Below are 17999 nucleotides of genomic sequence, written 5' to 3' on the forward strand. Positions count from 1 at the left end.
AAGAACAAATGCTTTGATGGCGCTGTAAAACAGGCACAACAAAAACAATTTATCCATTACCAGAAAAAGACTTGAGAATAATTCTTGTGTATGGTGCTTTGACTATCTCATGCGATAAAGACTATCCAGAAAATGATCTGAATCAATGATTACCTTTTTATACTGATGATCAAGTTTATTGATCTTCTCGAGCTCAGCTTTGAAATACCGAATAGATTCAGCAGTATCTTTACCTGACACATCAGGCTCAAAATGATCCATCCACTCCTCCATTTCATGATTGGCTTTTTCTATGTTTACCATTATGAGTCGAAGCTTAACACTATCTTTAACATTAGTACTGCGGCGAACAGAGTCTAACACTTTATATTGTCCATGAGCGAGATCCGCATCCTGCATGACCTTGTCATGAAGACTAACTACCTGAGTACGGATTTTCCTGTAATCTTCCTGTTGCTTACAGGACGGAACGAAAACTGTCACTGCTAAAAGTGCAGCGCAAATAATCAATGATTTCATTTGAAGAAGTCATAAAAAGCTATACAAAAAATTATTTTGATATCATCCAAAAAAATCAAGCATCATGTTGCTTTAAGCAAAACGAGCACAAAACTATCAGACAATACCTGGATAAGTAAAGTTGAACTATAACTTACCGATATTTAGCTATTGGACTTTGGTGGCTGGAATACAGAAAAGGTAAAGCTCATAGGCTGATCAATTCCAAGTGGCACATAATTAATATTATTTTTTGGAAAAAGAAGAGATAAGGAGAATGGTTCTGTAGGCATAGCCAGTGGAAAGGCTGCACGGTGATTTTCCTGATCCTGTTTTTTTTCTTTCTCCTCAGCCTGTTGAAGCTTTTTCATTAGATAACACTTACCGTTACAGTGCATCCAGGGCCTGTTCTTATTTTCACACATTTTGGCAGCAATCTCTTTCTTATTCATCTCAAATCCAGCGTAAGCAAAATAAACGGCAAAATTTGATCCGATAAGGGCTACCAACAATAATATGACTAAAGACCTCTTGAACATTTTCTGGAACAAAGATAGGAGTAAATTTCAAATAGATATCATGGTTAGTTAAAGATACTTAATCATGACATTCTTCCATTTTCTTTAAGAGAAATTTTAAAAAAAGGAATTACTGAAAGCAGGCCGTTCAAGGCCTGCTTTATAAAATTAAAAACTATATCTTACCCCAAGCTGTCCCCTCCACCGGGAATCAAACGGAGCATTAACGAACGAGCTATTTACAGGAGTGTAGCTATAAGTGGCCCTTGATCTGCCGCCAGATATGGCAGGATTCTCAAATCCTCTGAAGGTTAAAATGGAACCGCTTAGGGTTGCAGGCAACTGGGCGGTGGTGATCGAAGGAAGTTTAATCAATCCCCAATCTTTGTTGAGCAGATTGCCAATATTGAACACATCGAAAGTAAACTGCAGAGTATGTTTTCGACCACCGGCGGAGATATAGAAATCCTGCGCTAAGTGTAGATCAAAGATGTGTGACCAAGGTGTTCTGGCACCATTGCGTTCAGCGTATTCGCCTTTATGTTTGCTTAAGTATGGATCTTGATCGATGAACGCATTTAGCTGTTCATAAATTTGGGCAGGAGTTCTCGTATCTTGTGCATTAGTGGGCAGAAGAACGATGTCCGCAGCCGATTTAGGGATATACATTGCATCATTCTGGGTTTGTCCATCGCTATTGATATCTGAATTTAACCTATATGTGTAGGGTAAACCAGATTGTCCGTTGTAAACAATGCCGATTGTGGTGGCCATGTGCTTCAAATACTGAATGCGATAAGAAGCAGTACCGATTATACGGTGATCGAGGTTCCAATCTGAATACGTCAAAGCGGGGGTATTAGGGTTATTTGCAATGGTGTTGTTTCTAAAATTAGTAGAGGCAATCGTTGAATTCATACTGGAAAGATCTTTCGACTGGGCATAGGTGTAGGCAATAGATCCCGAGATCCCCTTAGCAACATTTCTAGAGAGCTGTGCAGTTAGACTATATTGATACCCTTTGTTTGTATTGGTAAGCAAAAATACATTGGTATATTCAGGGTAGCGTAATCTAGCATTTCCAGAAGGATATAAATCCCTGCCGTCGCCATCTAGTTTTGATGAAGGCTCAACCAAATTCAAATCCTGAATGATTGGGGCATTCAATTCCTTACCATAAATCCCTTCCAAAGTGGCCACGAAACCCAAGCCAAGTTTCTGATCCACTGCCAGATTGGATCTCCAAACCTGTGGCATTTTAAAGTTTTTATCGGTAAGATCAATTTCAGAGGTAGCAACCGTTGAGGTTCGGGGCTGATTGTTAACGTCTCCAGAAAAACGGATCGGAGCGGTAGCGGTTCCTGTTGCATTAATACGGCCAAGATCAACACCTGAATTGTTGTAAGCATTTCCCAACCAGACATACGGAAGTCTACCCGTGAAAATTCCAGTTCCCCCGCGAAGTACGGTCGATCCATCATTGAGCACATCCCAGTTAAAGCCCAGCCTTGGAGAGAAGAGCAGTTGTGATTTTGGCTTCATGTCCGTCACCAATCCCTGGGATGCAAAAGAGCTGGCAAATTGAGTATTGGCCAAAGGTTTATCAAGAAATACCGGGACATCGATTCTTAATCCACCCGTGAGTTTAAGTCCCTCAGCAGCGGTATATTCATCCTGTGCGTAGAAACCAAGCTGCATAGCTCTGAATATCGAAGTTGGAATCTGATCTCCCGGAACTTTTGAATAAGTTAACTGATAAACAGAAGGAGCCTGATTGTTGAGAAAAGATGCCAAACTGCTATAGGTGTAGTTCCCCCAAATATTCTGTATAAACAGGTTATTGAACTTAAAGAACTCGTTTTGGGTACCGAAGGTAAAATGGTGATTATCCTTGATCCAATCCAGATTATCTGTCAACTGAAAAAGATCCTGGGTCTGTTTTGCGGATGGCGAATATCCCTCTGTCCCTGCTGTGATGCTTCCTGAAGCGCCCAGCTGAATGAGTACTTGGGGGAAAGGGCTTCCGGGTATTTCCCTATTGTCTCTTACATTTGAATAGCCGACGATGAGGTTGTTTACCAGACTTGGCGAAATGTAAGTATTTAATTCTGCAACCGTGATATTGGTTTTACTGGTTTGAATGTATTTATTGTTTTCAAACCTTAAGGCATTAATGCCATTGCTGATGTCGTCACGTCTTGCGCCCACATAGTTGTTGCGAAGGGTTAGCCTATTCTTGGAATCGATCAGATAATCAAGCCTGGCGAAGAATTTTTGGCTGTTTGTAGTTTTCGTGATTCCGTCAAAATTTCCAGGTTCATAATTATAGGTGTTGCGTAATACATTTGCCACCTGGTTGGCTATGTCAGCAGAGACCAGTGATTCGGAAGAAGAGCCCGTTCCACGGTTGGCGACATAAAGCAGTGGTTCGCTTCTCCTGCTGATCTCAGCATTTACAAAGTAGAAAAGCTTATTCTTGAGAATCGGCCCGCCGAGTCGGAAACCATATTGATAATCACTGAAATCGTTATACTTTGCCCGGCTTGCATCTGGGCTTTTTCCAACCAGAGACTGGTTTTTGCCGTATGTGTATACCGATCCTGTAGTGAGGTTGCTTCCTCTCCGGGTTACCGCGTTAATACCCGCGCCGGTAAAACTACCCTGTTTCACATCGAAAGGCGCAAGGACCACCTGAATTTCATCTATTGCATCCAGGCTGATAGGCTGAGTACCTGCTTGTCCTCCAGGAGCACCAGTGGTTGTGCCACCACCCACTCCGTAGCCCATGATATCATTATTTTGGGAACCATCAATCTGAATATTATTGAAACGGTTATTTCTCCCGCCAAATGATAATCCGGAAGATTGAGGAGTAAAACGGGTATAATCAGAAAGGGATCTGTTTAAAGAGGGGTAATTGTCAATATCATTGCGGCTGATGTTTTTTGATGCACCAGTCTTTGTAAGGTTTCGGCTTATACCTTTCGATACTTTGACCTCAACGGTATTGAGCTGTTGGTTTTCACCATTCAGAAACACCCTCATTGAATAAACCTGCCCTAATGGAAGCTTGATATTTTCCTCATTATACCTTTGGCTGCCCACGTGGGTGATTTCAATGGTATAAGGTCCTCCCACTGGAAGGTTTTGAAGACTGAAACTTCCTTTTTCTGACACTTTGGTCTGAAACTTCGAATTGGTCGGCCGGTGCACCGCAACCACAGTTGCACCCTCCATTGGTTTATTAGCATTATCAAAAACATATCCTTTAATTCCAGATGAGGTTGTTCCTTGAGCGGACGCAGTGTTGAAATTTATGAGAAGCGTGCAAATTAGCACACAACAAATCATAAATTGGTACATCCGTTTAATCGATGTAGATTTTTTTTTCATATTTTTATTGTTTGATATTAATGCCACACGGGCAACTGTTTGGTAAAGCTCCATGGGTGTTCTCAGCACCCATGGTTGTTATTTTTGGCTAATAATGATCCTATCTTTCGTTATCTCATATTCTAATGGAATTTGGGTTTTGATTTCATTTAATATTTCGTTTAGTGTTTTTCCTTTTGTGCTTAAACTCACGGGCATCTGACCCAATGGATCTTGGTTTTCACTAAAAGTAATCTGGCGATCAAATGCAGTGGATAGCTCTTCAAGCACTGTGTTAAGCGGTGTTTGATTGAAGGCAAGTAATGACTGAGGCAATAGCGTCATTTTCTCCTTTGCTGGTTTTTCGGCCATTGGGAGTTTAACAAGCCCAGTTCCCGATCGAAAAATTGCAGTCTCCTTGGGCAAGAGAAATACAGCAGGTTTGGTTGAATAGATTACCCCTACCTTTCCCGATTTGACCTTTACCAAAATCCGGTTATAGCCAGAATCTGCATTTACCAAAAATGAAGTTCCTAAAACCACGGTGCGAACGCTTCCCGTGAAAACCGTGAAGGGACGCTTCTCCATATGGCGGACGTCGAAGAAGGCTTTCCCGGACAAATGAACCTGCCGGGAAGTATTTAACCTGTTTGAAGTATAAGTTACTCTTGATCCCTGATAAAGTGTTACCAGACTAGAATCCGGCAGGTAAAAATTCTCGGGACGGACGAAATTGTTCTGACGGACGAAAATATTACTGCTTTTTCTAGCAGTAGCGATTCTTTCCACCTGTTGTTCAGTATGAAAATTGTTTCCGACCGACATATATAAAAACACCAGCGGCAATAGTGATGCAGCAATTCCGGTGCCCCATCTCAAAATCTGGAGGCGCATTTTCCTCCGGGCGTTTATGCGATTTTCAACCACTGAAAATTCTGATGTGGAAATACCGCCTTTAAATTCACTAAGCTCCACAAATTCCAGCTGCTTGTCCATAAATGCTTCCAACACATCACTATCCTGGAGAATAAGCCAGTCGAGTATCTGCTGATGCTGCGAATCGTTGAGTGATCCCTCAAAAAAACGGAGGATGGTTTGCTCGGTAAAAGGTGGATTTTTCATATAGTTGTATCCTATACGACTAAAGGGTAGCCAAACCCTACCTAAAAAAGAAAAAATATTTTTATGCGTTTTTGGAACGCTAACTGATGAAGCCTAAAATGGGAAGCAATAAAACAAGGATATCGTAATCTTTTAAGAAACCACGAATAGTCTTCAATGTTCCAGTCATGTGTTTCTCGACAGTCTTTACCGAGATGCTCAATTCTGCAGAAATTTCTGCATTGCTCAGATGACGATCTCGAGACAGTGAGAAAACCTGCCTGTGACGTTCTGGCATGGCAGCTATTACCTTAGTGAGGCACCTGTTATAATCTGATATTATGATACCATCTAAAGTGCCATTATCCTGCTGGATGTTAAGAACCACCTGATGCGCAAATCTTTGCTCCAGTTTAACGCGCTTAATCTGATCGAAAGCAAGGTTCTTGGCGATCGTAAACAGAAAGTTTTTAACGTTCCTGGTTGCATCTATCCCTTTCCGTGAATCCCAAAGTTTTAAGTAGGCATCCTGGACGAGTTCTTCGGCGATCACCTGGTCTTTACAGTAAGGTAAAAGAAAATTGAAAAGTTGGGGCTTATAACAGTTATAGAAATACTCTAGTGCACGCATTTCCCCTTCACGAAGTGAAATTGCTGCCTGGGTATCATTTATGAACAACTGCATAGCTTGATTTTCAGTCCAAAACTATGCAGTCAACCTTGCCTGAATATTTACCCTATGTTATCAAATAGTTAACTACTCCAGATGGTTTCTGTATTAAAGGTTGGTTTGGTTAAGCATTGGAGTTTCACTCGCGTTAATCTGCCTGGTAGAAATTTTATCATCATGACCGACCTCAACAATTCGAAAACCTTTATAGGATGTTCCCCAGCTTCCACCGATGTGGGAATCAAAGAAGTGAGGAAGTTTATCGGTATAAAAAACTGCGTCCAGACTGTGATCGTGGCCATGGAACACGGCCTTGACATTACTGTAACTGTGCAAAAGGGCAATGGTATCCGGAGCTTCGACAAAAGGATTCTGGGGTACCCAGATATGTGGGGGAATATGTAAGATGACAAAGACGGTCTTGAGATCACTGAACTTATCCAATTCCTGTTTGATAAAATCGTTGTTGGGACTCAAATAAGTTCCTTTGACATTTGATGTATTTGCGAGAACGAAACCTACTCCATTTTTCTGAAATGAAAAATTGTCCTCATAGCCAAAAACAGACATCCAGTGCGCTGTATCGGCGTGGTCATGATTTCCCGGAATGGCATAGAAAGGAACTTTAAGTTTATCGTAGTAATCCGTTTTAACTTCCCTGAGTAAATCTGGTCTGTCATGAACAAGATCTCCGTTTATGATAACAAAATCAAAAGGGGATTTATGATGCGCATCGTTTAGCCAACCGATCATATTTTGATGATCTTTTTTATAGTCGGTGCCAGGTTGTCCATAATGTCCATCAGATGCAATAGCGAACCGGAGCCTCACGGGTGCGGGACTATCTTCCGCATTTAACATAATTGCTTCTGCAGAACTTGCTATTCCCGCGAGAAGTAGGCTGGACACTGTGCCCTTAAGAAAATTTCGTCTAGATGAGGACATAATAAATAAGAAATAGACAGGAAAATACCTTCGTTGCTGGCAACATCGCCATTCATTGAAAGGCAAAAATATCAAGCTAAGGTTACTTATTCATTATCCTCCGAAAACTTAACATAAAAATAATATAGCGGTTTGGAAAGTAGCTGACCCCGTAGATTGAAGTACTTCAGGTTTCGCTCAGATCATTTGAATCCTAGTTATTTACTGTTGCTTAAACAACTGTTTCTTACAAGAAGCAATTGATAATACCATATTTTTATTTGTGGATTTTTTCTCTTATCAGCATGGGGATCACTTTTATATAGACCAATTCCGCGAGCAGTTCCACCAGTGTCTGTGACAGCTGCAAGGATCTGATTGGCAGGGGCAGGAATGGCCAGAGCCATAGGCAGGACAACCAGTGAATTCCTCGTACTTACAGAAAATGACACTGTTCGGGAGGCAACGGTGTTTAGCTTAAAAATTTTTGAGGCTAAAAGTCCGACAACCGGAGCAAGGAAATGGAAGGTAAGGTAAATTGGTGCCACAGAGAGAATCGGAGAAGGATTGTTTACCAAAAGCGTGATTTGAGAAGAAATCACAACATATAAGGTCAGGGCCATAAAAGGCACCGGTAGCCAGCCCGAAAAATCGAGGACAGACTTTCCCAAATGATTTCTTTTTGAGTATAGCTGTGTACCAAGCGCCTGCATAAAAGGTATTACGATCAAAAATATGAACGTTTTAATAAAAGGAGTTAAAGCTATAATCGATAACGATTCCCTGCCAACGAAAAGCCACAGATAAACCGGGAGCAACAACATCTGGAGGATGAATAGCAACGGCGTTGCCGCCAGCATAGATTGAGAATTCCCTTTTCCCAAATGGGTAAACACGATTACATAATCAATGCATGGTGTAAGTAAAACCAAAAGCAAGCCAAGGTTGATAACAGGATCATGGATCAGAAATATTGAAAGAAGCCAGACTATTATTGGGATGAAAACGAAATTTCCGATCAAAAGCGCTTTGAAAAAGGCTCTATCCTGAAATACTCGTTTCAGCTCAAGGAATGGTATCTGGCAGAACATACTATATAAGAGTATTGCGATAACAGGCTCAATCAGCAAAGCCAGAGATGCAGCGCCGGACCATAATAACCCCGTCGCTCCAGCCAAAAATATTGTGACTGCATATACCCATATTTGTTTTTGCTCTAATTTTTCTTTATCCATAAAATAATTTTATACTCCAGCATGGGGCCTGTAAGTTATTTGCTTTCCTTGTGTTCTGAATACTTCCATAAACCTAATACTATTAACAGAACAACCATCTGAGCAAGCAATGATTCTACCGTTGGGTAAATACCGAGTGATTCGAGCCTAAAATCTACTTTCAGCATGTTTTCACTAAAGTATCCCGCCTCCTGTAGCGCCCGAAAGCCCTTACCAGTTAGCACTACGGTTAAAACGGCCATCACATAGGCTGAAATCTTGAATATCTGGCGAAGGGGTAAACGCTTTGAATAACGGAGTATTGATATGGAAAACAAAGTGACCAGAACGGCTGCTGTAATAACCGCCCAACCGATTGCGGAACTACCCTCTTCAGGTACGTCAAGCTTGAGTGTTGCCAGAAAAAGCACAACTTCGAACGCCTCCCTGAAAACCACGATGAAAGAAAAGAACATCAACAAATACCATTTGCCCGATTGTGCGACTTTACTGATTTTGAGTTCTACAAACTCTTTCCATTTTTTTATTTCTGATTTGGTGTGAAGCCAGGCGCCCATATAGATCAGAACAATAACCGCTATGATTGAGCCTATCCCTTCCATAAGTTCTCTGCTGCTTCCACTCATTTTGATAAGCGTACCAATAAAAAACCAACTGGCTATACCTACCAAGAGTGCAACAATCCAACCGATATGAATATAGTTAATTGCCTTTTTTATATTGAGGGGCCTAAGAATGCTTAAGACCACAATAATAATGATCAGCGCCTCTAATGCTTCCCGGAGCAAAATCGATAAAGCAGCCCCAAAAGTAAAAGAATATGAATAGGCTTTATTACCCAACAGATCCCCTGCAATGTCTATTTGTTTTTTTGCGACAGCATTTAATTCCTCTACGCGCCTGGCATCATTGCCCGTGAGTGCTGACCTATAATTTATCATAGCCCTTTCCACATTTGCCACAACTTTTGCATCAATGGACTTGATGGACGCTTCGACGAGTTCCACGCCTTCCAGATAAGCGGTCAAGGCGAGATCCTGCGCCAGGGTTTTATCATTTTGTTTAAATGCAGCCAGGGATTCATCAAGATTAAATTTCGCAAACTCCAATGGTTTCAGGACCTTCGGCTGGTAACTTCTGACCTGTGCCAAATTGTATTTAAATTGCTGATTTTTAAGATATTTAGAAAGTTGGTCATCTGTTAACCGGCTTACTGTATCGATGCTTAACTCCGTGGAAACATTACTGGCAACAGTGGAGTTTATATGCCTCAAAGACATGATATAAAACGAAATATCCCATAGTTCTCGCTCTGATAGTTCACTGAAGGACCGCATCGGGGTTCCCTCAAGTCCAAGTTTGATGACGTTGTAAGCTTGAAGCGGAGAAAGACCGGACATCACTTCTTTATCCAAAAAATTTGCAGGCTTAGGGGAAAGGTTGGCAGCGAGCGCTCCATCACCTCCTCCCTTTTCTCCGTGACAGGAAGCGCATTTTTGTTTATAAATCAGAGTTCCAGATTTGAGCGAAGGCCAGCCCTTTGGGCTTAACTTCAATAGGCCCATTGCGAGAATTTTTTCTTTAATGCTGTGGGATTGCAAATCTATTTTTTCGGCGGCTACTTTTTCTCGAATAAATTTCAGAAGATCATCTAAATCCTTCTTAAGCACGCTGAAGGCAGCCTTATTTATTTTTGGATTAAGCTTTGAATGTAATGAGATACATGTTTGGGTGAATTCAGTGATTTCCTGATACTCTGTGTCACTTATTACCTTGCTTTTTTCAACAGCTCCAGGATAATCCTTGGCAACATAATCCAGTAATGTAACCAATGTTCTTACCTCTTTTTCATCGTAACTTTTTTGTGCAAAGCCTGATGAAAACACAGCAAAAAAAAAGCAGTTAAAGCGGATAATCTAAATTTCATTACATAATTGATTTACAAACATTCTAAATAATCGCAAAGATATTTAAAATACTAATCAAGATAAATGTTAGTTTTGACTTTATTAATCCATTTTACTGATTACTGTGAACACCGAATATATCAAAAGCTTCCTGGTCTTGGCAAAGGAACTCCATTTCTGGAATGCGGCTGCGAAATTGAATCTTCCCCAGTCAACGCTGACGCGTCGTATAAAAATACTCGAGGAAGAGCTTAATGTCCAGCTCTTTGAACGGAACAAAAGAAACGTATCCCTTACCTTAGCAGGATCCCTATTATTGGAAAAGTGGAGTGATATTATGGAGCAATTGGATTTACTTCATGCCTATGCATCAAAAATGAATAATAGCGACATAGGCACAATCTCAATTGGCTATCCAGGCTCAGTAACCTATACCCTGTTGCCGGATATCCTGACTTCAATCGCAGTGATGTACCCTTTAGTAAGGATTAAACTTGTTGAAATGATGTATAAAAATACCGAGGAGTACCTCTTAAATTTTAAGGTCGACATTGCCCTTAGCAGGGATATTCCGAATAGTTCCGCCCTGAATTACAGGAGGCTTGGTAGTGACCATTTCGCAGTTGTTGTTCCTGAGAAACATTCTTTTAAAGTAGTCGATGATCTAAAATCTGCAGATTGGTCAAAAGAAAAGTTTATTCTCCCACCATTGGATGACGGTAGTAATCACGTGCAAACACTTCATGAAATACTAAATTTCTATGGAATCACTCCAAATACTTTTTATGAATCCGACTTTGGCAATACCATTATCAGTCTGGTAAGTAAGGGGGTAGGAATATCAATCCTGCCATCCTCCTATTCGAAGAGCATAGTATCGAATGTGCGATTCATTAAGCTCCCTTTTGAGACTACTCTTCATGTCATATGGCGTGAAAGTGATCATTCAAAACAAATCCGCAAGATTGTAAATGGATTGGGAGCTTATTTTCACCTGTGACATTATCACCGTTGGACAACTCTGGCTGGTAGCATCAAAAAGTTTTTACTCAAGGTAACTCTCCACCACGAAAAATAGAAAAGAGCTACTCTTAGCGAAATATAAACGGTATTAGAAATTATTAAGAGACCAGTAAATTACCAGTGACAAAAGATTATTGTAATTCATTATCTTTTATGTAAGCTGTCCAAAAATAATAAATTGCTATTTACACCCTTTTCAAAAACAAATTGACTATACAGGCTTAATACATCCGTTTACCAAGAATTTGCCAATGCCTTCTAATTTTTGCAAAAATAAGGTTCGGTATATCCCTTATGCCTATTTTGCAAGCCTCAAGGCATCAGCGAACTCATCGGGGAGGGGGCTGTTTATGATAGCTAAGGCGGATGCTTCCACATCGTACTCAACACGTCTGAATTCAATTTCGATACTATTTTTATCGGTTGTGGAACTGCCTGCATTTAAGTGAACTATAACGTAACATCCCTTTAGGTCACCGTCTTTAGGCTTTCCGACGGATCCCAGGTTGATCAAATGTTTAAGCCGTCCATCTCGTGTCTCTAAGATTCGGTGATACGGTTTATGGGAGTGCCCGACAAAAAGCAGATCTGCCTCAGCTTCTTTAAGCATTTCCAAAACATAGTCTGCATCTGTGTCTATCAGGATATATTCATCTATGCTCCTGGTACTGCCGTGCGCAAAAACAAGGTTTAGTTTTTCACCGTTCAGTTTATATTCTAACCTGATATGTGCCGGAAGCGTTGTCAGATATTCCCTGTTATCCTCACGAATCAGGTGATAAGCATATTTTTTTTCCGGTTCATTTAAACTTTCAGGAGTGGTAATGATATTTTCAACTTTTTCGTCATGGTTGCCTTTTAAGGTTGCAATCCCTCTTCTGCGGATTTCATCAATGACTTCATTGGGATAGATATGGTAGCCTACAAGATCCCCCAGACAATATACGGCATCGGGCTTTTGGCTGTCCATATCTTGCAGCATGGCTTCAAAAGCGGGGAAATTGGCATGGACGTCAGAAAATAATGCAATTCTCATATCTGAAAAGGTGTTTAGAATTGTTTGTTAGTTAGTAGCCTCTGTTGTGGTATAATATTTTTTCCTGAACCAGAAGGCCAGATTAACCAAGGCAATCAATGCGGGTACTTCCACCAAAGGTCCGATTACTCCGGCAAATGCCTGTCCCGAATTGATTCCAAACACACCAATGGCCACGGCGATCGCCAGTTCAAAATTGTTCCCAGTGGCAGTAAAGGCAATGGAAGTACTTCTAGAATAATCTGCCCCGAAATACCTGCCTGCAAAAAAGCTGACGATGAACATGATAGAGAAATAGATCACCAGCGGTATGGCAATACGAACCACGTCCATTGGTATCTGTACGATCAGGTTACCTTTCAGGCTGAACATAATGACAATGGTAAACAGCAAAGCGATCAGGGTTATAGGAGATATAAATGGGATAAACCTGTTCTGGAACCAGTCTTCACCTTTGAGTTTGATCAGTGCATATCTGCTGATAACACCCATTGCAAATGGCAATCCTAAATAAATGCCCACGCTTTTTGCGATCTCACCGATGGTTATATTTACTTCAAGGCTTTTCAGGCCAAAGAAAGGCGGCAATATGGTAATAAATATATAGGCAAACACGCTGTATAATAATACCTGGAAAATGCTGTTCAATGCGATCAGGCCAGCGGCATATTCGCGGTTACCTTCTGCCAGTTCGTTCCATACCACCACCATGGCGATACAACGGGCAAGACCGATCAGGATCAGGCCAACCATATATTCAGGATAGTCTCTTAAAAAAGTAATGGCCAGAAAGAACATCAACAAAGGGCCGATTACCCAGTTCAGTACCAGGGAAACGCTCAACACTTTGGTATCCTTAAACACTTCGCCCATCTTTTCATATTTTACTTTGGCTAGTGGCGGGTACATCATCAGAATCAGGCCGATGGCCAATGGGATGTTGGTTGTACCGCTGGAAAAGGAATTGATAAAGCTGGAAGATGATGGGATAAAATAGCCAACACCAACCCCGATTGCCATTGCCATAAAGATCCATAGGGTCAGGTAACGGTCAAGAAATCCCAGTTTTTTTCGTTCTGCAACGGGGGCACAATTGTTTGCACTCATGGTTTATCTCTTTATATACTGGTTTACAAAATCTGCTGAATAGGCTTTGATCAGCTCGCGGACCCTTCTGAATTCGTCCATCACTTCTTCGGGGGTTCCTGTTGCCTTTGCAGGGTCAGGGAAATTCTGGTGGAAGCGGTCTACCTTGCCCGGAAAGAAAGGGCAGGCTTCATTCGCATTATCGCAAACGGTGATCACTGCATCAAAATCAATTCCGGCATATTCATCCACATGGTTCGAGGTATGCCCCGAAATATCGATATGATCTTCAGCCATGACTGCGATAGCTTTTGGATTTACGCCATGTGTTTCAATCCCTGCGCTGTAGATCTCTGCATTGTTTCCGGCAAAATGCCTTAAATAACCTTCTGCCAGCTGGCTTCTGCAGCTGTTTCCTGTACAGAGTACTAATATTTTTTTCATGTTTTTATTCTTGTCCTGTTATTTTACTTCTTCGTTCCATCAGCACTGTATCCCGCCATACCCCGTCCATCTTGCCGATCTTTTCGCGATAACCGATTTTTCTAAAACCGAGCTTTTCGTGGAGGGCGATACTGGCCGTATTTTCAGGAAAGATGCCTGATTGCAGCGTCCAGATGTTACTGGCCTCACTTTCGGTGACCAGCTTTTGCAATAGCGCCCTACCTATCCCTTTACTAAGATAGCCTTCATGTATATAGACGCTCACTTCTGTTACCCCTGCATAGACACATCTGCCTGAAACAGGGGTTAAAGCTGCCCAGCCTGCCACGTTGCCATCAATGATAGCGACATAGCGGAGACCAGCCAGGTGGCCATTGTCCCATTCTTCCCATGCCGGGGCATCGGTCTGAAAGGTAGCCTGCTTAGTGGCGATACCTTGTAGATAAATAATTCTAACCTCTTCCCAGTGCAAGGGGAGTAATTCTATAATTTCCATACGCTGATTAGCAGCAGCCCGAACCGGGTTCACAGGTCTGTCCCGCCCCAGCAAGGTTTACCATCTGTAATTTTGGTTTTTCTTCTTTCACCGCTGGTGCACAGCATTCTTCCCCTGTTTCTGTTGTTCCACAACTTCCCCCACGTCCGATTGCTTTGCACTGCGTAAAATCAGGGATCAGGTTAACGATCAGGTTATCGCCATCGATCAAAAATTCGCCGGGATACATCTGTCTGGTATCAAACTGTGAGTTTCCAAACTCTATCTTAACGGTTCCCAGGGGGTTAAGTGGTAAAGATTTTTCTACCAGACTTACAATCGACAACGCTTTGCTAACCTGCATGGCCCTTTCGCTTTCCTGTACGGATGGCTCCCAAAGCTGTACGATAATTTCTGTCCAGGTATTCATTTTTCCTCCGCAATCCACAGATACGATCGGTGCCTGTTTGATTTCGGTAATATGGTATGAAGCGTCTACCCACTTACCTTCCGCATACTGGAATTGAAGGATCAGTTCTGGATGTTGTTCTAATGTGGCTTTGAATGTTTGCCAGTTAGTCAATTCTGCATTGTTCATAATATTGCAATTTAACGATTGATATAAATAAAAAAAGGTTAGCAGCAGCTGGTTTCGCCTTTGTACGAGCCAAAGAATGTACCCAACTGTTCTTCCAATAATTTCCAGGTTTTAGGGTTGATACAATAGCAGACACTCACGCCTTCGATCGTTCCCTGAATGATCCCGGCTGTTTTAAGTTCTTTAAGGTGTTGCGAAATGGTTGCCTGTGCTAAGCCCAATTCCTCTACCAGATCCCCGCAGATACAGGTATTGGATATAAGGATCCTTTGCAGGATGGCGATGCGGGCAGGATGCGCAATTGCTTTCAGCAGTGTGGAAAGCTGGTTCTGCTCGTCGGTGAATATTTCTGATCTTGTAAGTCCCATAATTTTATATCGCAATATTACGATATAAAATCAATAACCCAAAATTAATTTGATTTTTATTTGTGCTGACTAGAAAATCAAAAAGCTGCATTTTACGTTTTCATCCGCTTGAAAAAACCAAAGCCTGCGATCTATTAGGTACTTCAATAACGTCCATCGGTAACAGCATCTACCTTATTTCTTAATTAAAAAATATCAGTCGATTTTGGCATTTCTCAATCTCAGGGAATTTAATATAACTGAAACCGAGCTAAAGCTCATCGCGAGTGCAGCGATCATTGGAGAAAGTAAAATTCCAAAAAACGGATATAAAATACCTGCCGCTATCGGAATGCCCAATATATTGTATCCCAGGGCAAAAAACAGGTTTCCTTTGATATTTGCCATAACGTTATGGCTTAACAACCTTGCTTTTGCGATCCCGTTTAAATCTCCCTTCACCAATGTAATCGCGGCGCTCTGGATCGCTACATCCGTTCCCGTGCCCATCGCAATCCCGATATCAGCCTGGGAAAGTGCAGGGGCATCATTGATGCCGTCACCTGCCATGGCTACCTTTTTGCCTTGGGCCTGTAGTTTTTTTATTTCATTCAGCTTATCTTCCGGTAACATCTGAGCTTTGAAACCATCCAGATTTAAAGTTGAGCTTACTGCCCTCGCTGTATCCTCATTGTCTCCGGTAAACATAATCACCTTGATGCCTTCCTGCTGGAGCTTTAGAATCGCAGCTGCGCTGGAAGGCTTGATCTTATCCGAAATCACGACAAACCCCACTGCCTGATTTTCAACCGCCAAATAAGAAACTGTTTTACCCTGCCTTTGAGCGGCACTAACCTGCTCGGCCAGACTTGGATCAATCACCGCTTTAACATGCTCCATCAGTTTTTGGTTCCCCAAAGCCAGTCTTTCCCCATTCAGACTGCCTGTTACTCCCTTCCCGGTAACGGCCTCAAAGTCAGATATAGCCTTAACGGATATTTCGTTTTCCTCCCCATAACGCAAAGTTGCCTGAGCCAATGGATGTTCGCTGCTGCTGTTCAAAGCCACAATTTTTTCGAGTATATTCTTCTGAGAAAAATCTGGATTTACACTGACCACCTTTTCTACCGAAGGTTTACCTTCTGTAACCGTACCCGTCTTGTCGATGACCACTACATCAATCGCATTCATTTTCTCAAGGGATTCCGCATTTTTGATCAGTATCCCAGACTGGGCGCCCTTCCCTACTCCCACCATTACGGACATTGGGGTAGCCAGGCCCAGCGCACATGGACATGCAATAATCAATACCGCGATTGCATTTACAAAAGCATAAACGTAGGCTGGATCGGGGCCGTATACTGCCCACACCACGAACGTTGCGATGGAAATCAATACCACAACAGGCACGAAATAACCTGAGATTTTATCCGCCATCTTTTGGATGGGCGCTTTTGAGCGGCTGGCGGAATTGACCATTTCGATGATCTGTGACAGCAGTGTTTCTGAGCCCACTTTTTCGGCAAGCATCACAAAAGTCTTATTGCCGTTGATGGTGCCTGAACTTACCTTGTCGCCTATTTTTTTCTCAACAGGAACGGGTTCTCCTGTGATCATTGATTCATCAATTATAGCTTCCCCGGTCTTAATACTACCATCCACCGCAATTTTGTCACCAGGCTTGACCCTCAGCAGATCTCCTTTCTGAATATCATCAATAGATACTGATATTTCCTTGTCCCCAACCACTTTTGTTGCTGAATTAGGGGCCAGCTTCAACAGCTCCTTAATGGCGCTGTTGGTTTTGCCATGCGCCCGGGCTTCCAAAAGCTGACCGAGCAGTACCAGCGTAAGAATCACGGTTGCCGCCTCAAAATAAACGAAAACGGTGCCATGATGTGTTTTAAACTGATCAGGAAAAACTCCGGGGAATAGAAGGGCAACAATACTGAAGCCCCAGGCAACCCCGGCACCAATCCCAATCAGTGTAAACATGTTCAGTTTCCAGGTTATTATAGATTGCCATGCCCGCTGAAAGAACATCCAGGTTGCATAAAAGACCACCGGAATAGAAAGAAAAAACTGAACCCAATTCCAGTATTTAAGTTCCAATAGATCAAACAATGGATTATTTGGAATCATTTCAGTCATGGCTATAACAAAAATGGGTATGGTAAAACCTGCTGCTATCTTGAACTTTTTGAGCAGGGTTTCATAAGTTTTATCTTCTTCTTCAAGGTTTGTCCCAGTAGGCACCAGGTCCATTCCGCAGAGCGGACATGATCCTGATTTGTCCCTGATAATCTCGGGATGCATGGGGCAGGTAAATTGAGATGCCTGTTTCTTGGCAGGCTGTTTTACCAGGTCCATCCCGCATACAGGGCAGTGACCTGGCTTATCATAAGTCTTCTGACTTTCACAGTGCATAGGACAATAAAACAGGCCTCCCTCTTCATTTTTATCATCATTTTGAGCCGCGGGACTTTGCTCATTGGCTGAATGATCCTGATTATGATGTTCTGACGAATTTAGAACATGTTTTCCCTGAACTGCCATTTCAATACCATAATGTCCGGCGGCAGAAAGAGCCTCCTGCAGCTTTTCTATGGGGATATGTTCTTGCATAGTTATGACGGCTTCAGCAGGTTCAAGGGTTACCTGTGCAGAAACGCCATCAATCGCATTCAGCACATTTTCAACTTTGCTCCGACAGCCCTGACAGCTCATTCCGGTTATTTTATAGGTGTGTTCCATGTTTTTGATTT

At 42.0% G+C, this 17999-nt stretch carries 16 protein-coding genes; 1 reads left to right on the top strand and 15 read right to left on the bottom strand.

Going from position 1 to position 17999, the window contains the following annotated elements; translation table 11 throughout:
* Positions 1-102: 102 nt before the first annotated feature.
* The 8 genes from AC0IWT_RS12585 to AC0IWT_RS12620 form a co-directional block, all read right to left on the bottom strand.
* Positions 103-519, bottom strand: coding sequence for a hypothetical protein (locus tag AC0IWT_RS12585; protein WP_471797452.1), 417 nt, complete (start codon positions 517-519; stop codon positions 103-105).
* Between the two features lie 143 nt (positions 520-662).
* Complete coding sequence (locus AC0IWT_RS12590) at positions 663-869, bottom strand: hypothetical protein (protein WP_471797453.1); 207 nt, start codon at positions 867-869, stop codon at positions 663-665.
* 315 nt (positions 870-1184) lie between these two features.
* Positions 1185-4409 carry a TonB-dependent receptor gene (locus AC0IWT_RS12595; protein WP_471797454.1) on the bottom strand — a complete coding sequence of 1075 codons (3225 nt, stop codon included), beginning with the start codon at positions 4407-4409 and terminating at the stop codon, positions 1185-1187.
* A gap of 78 nt (positions 4410-4487) precedes the next feature.
* Positions 4488-5510 (bottom strand): FecR family protein, encoded by a 1023-nt coding sequence (locus tag AC0IWT_RS12600; RefSeq protein ID WP_471797455.1) that lies wholly within the window; start codon positions 5508-5510, stop codon positions 4488-4490.
* 79 nt (positions 5511-5589) lie between these two features.
* The gene (locus AC0IWT_RS12605; RefSeq protein ID WP_471797456.1) at positions 5590-6174 is read right to left on the bottom strand and encodes an RNA polymerase sigma-70 factor; all 585 of its coding nucleotides are present in this window, start codon (positions 6172-6174) and stop codon (positions 5590-5592) included.
* Between the two features lie 93 nt (positions 6175-6267).
* Positions 6268-6990 carry a metallophosphoesterase family protein gene (locus tag AC0IWT_RS12610; protein WP_471797457.1) on the bottom strand — a complete coding sequence of 241 codons (723 nt, stop codon included), beginning with the start codon at positions 6988-6990 and terminating at the stop codon, positions 6268-6270.
* 311 nt (positions 6991-7301) lie between these two features.
* Positions 7302-8318, bottom strand: coding sequence for an arsenic resistance protein (locus tag AC0IWT_RS12615; protein ID WP_471797458.1), 1017 nt, complete (start codon positions 8316-8318; stop codon positions 7302-7304).
* A 35-nt stretch (positions 8319-8353) separates the two neighbouring features.
* Positions 8354-10204 (bottom strand): cytochrome c/FTR1 family iron permease, encoded by a 1851-nt coding sequence (locus tag AC0IWT_RS12620; protein ID WP_471797459.1) that lies wholly within the window; start codon positions 10202-10204, stop codon positions 8354-8356.
* Positions 10205-10349: 145 nt separating this feature from the next.
* Here AC0IWT_RS12620 and AC0IWT_RS12625 point away from each other — a divergent pair, with 145 nt between their 5' ends.
* Positions 10350-11225, top strand: coding sequence for a LysR family transcriptional regulator (locus AC0IWT_RS12625; protein ID WP_471797460.1), 876 nt, complete (start codon positions 10350-10352; stop codon positions 11223-11225).
* A 321-nt stretch (positions 11226-11546) separates the two neighbouring features.
* On the opposite strand, the gene AC0IWT_RS12630 is transcribed toward AC0IWT_RS12625, so the two are convergent.
* The 7 genes from AC0IWT_RS12630 to AC0IWT_RS12660 all read right to left on the bottom strand — a co-directional run bounded on the left by AC0IWT_RS12630 (position 11547) and on the right by AC0IWT_RS12660 (position 17988).
* Complete coding sequence (locus tag AC0IWT_RS12630) at positions 11547-12284, bottom strand: metallophosphoesterase family protein (RefSeq protein ID WP_471797461.1); 738 nt, start codon at positions 12282-12284, stop codon at positions 11547-11549.
* A 27-nt stretch (positions 12285-12311) separates the two neighbouring features.
* On the bottom strand, positions 12312-13391 hold the full coding sequence (gene arsB / locus AC0IWT_RS12635; protein WP_471797462.1) for an ACR3 family arsenite efflux transporter: 1080 nt from the start codon (positions 13389-13391) through the stop codon (positions 12312-12314).
* Between the two features lie 3 nt (positions 13392-13394).
* On the bottom strand, positions 13395-13814 hold the full coding sequence (locus tag AC0IWT_RS12640) for an arsenate reductase ArsC (RefSeq protein WP_471797463.1): 420 nt from the start codon (positions 13812-13814) through the stop codon (positions 13395-13397).
* Positions 13815-13818: 4 nt separating this feature from the next.
* Positions 13819-14310 carry a GNAT family N-acetyltransferase gene (locus tag AC0IWT_RS12645; protein ID WP_471797464.1) on the bottom strand — a complete coding sequence of 164 codons (492 nt, stop codon included), beginning with the start codon at positions 14308-14310 and terminating at the stop codon, positions 13819-13821.
* A gap of 7 nt (positions 14311-14317) precedes the next feature.
* On the bottom strand, positions 14318-14872 hold the full coding sequence (locus tag AC0IWT_RS12650; protein WP_471797465.1) for a DUF6428 family protein: 555 nt from the start codon (positions 14870-14872) through the stop codon (positions 14318-14320).
* Positions 14873-14925: 53 nt separating this feature from the next.
* Positions 14926-15255, bottom strand: coding sequence for an ArsR/SmtB family transcription factor (locus AC0IWT_RS12655; RefSeq protein WP_039474421.1), 330 nt, complete (start codon positions 15253-15255; stop codon positions 14926-14928).
* Between the two features lie 195 nt (positions 15256-15450).
* Positions 15451-17988, bottom strand: a complete 2538-nt coding sequence (locus tag AC0IWT_RS12660) for a heavy metal translocating P-type ATPase (protein ID WP_471797466.1) — start codon at positions 17986-17988, stop codon at positions 15451-15453.
* Between the last annotated feature and the right edge of the window lie 11 nt (positions 17989-17999).

It is taken from the genome of Pedobacter sp. AC464, assembly GCF_979253075.1.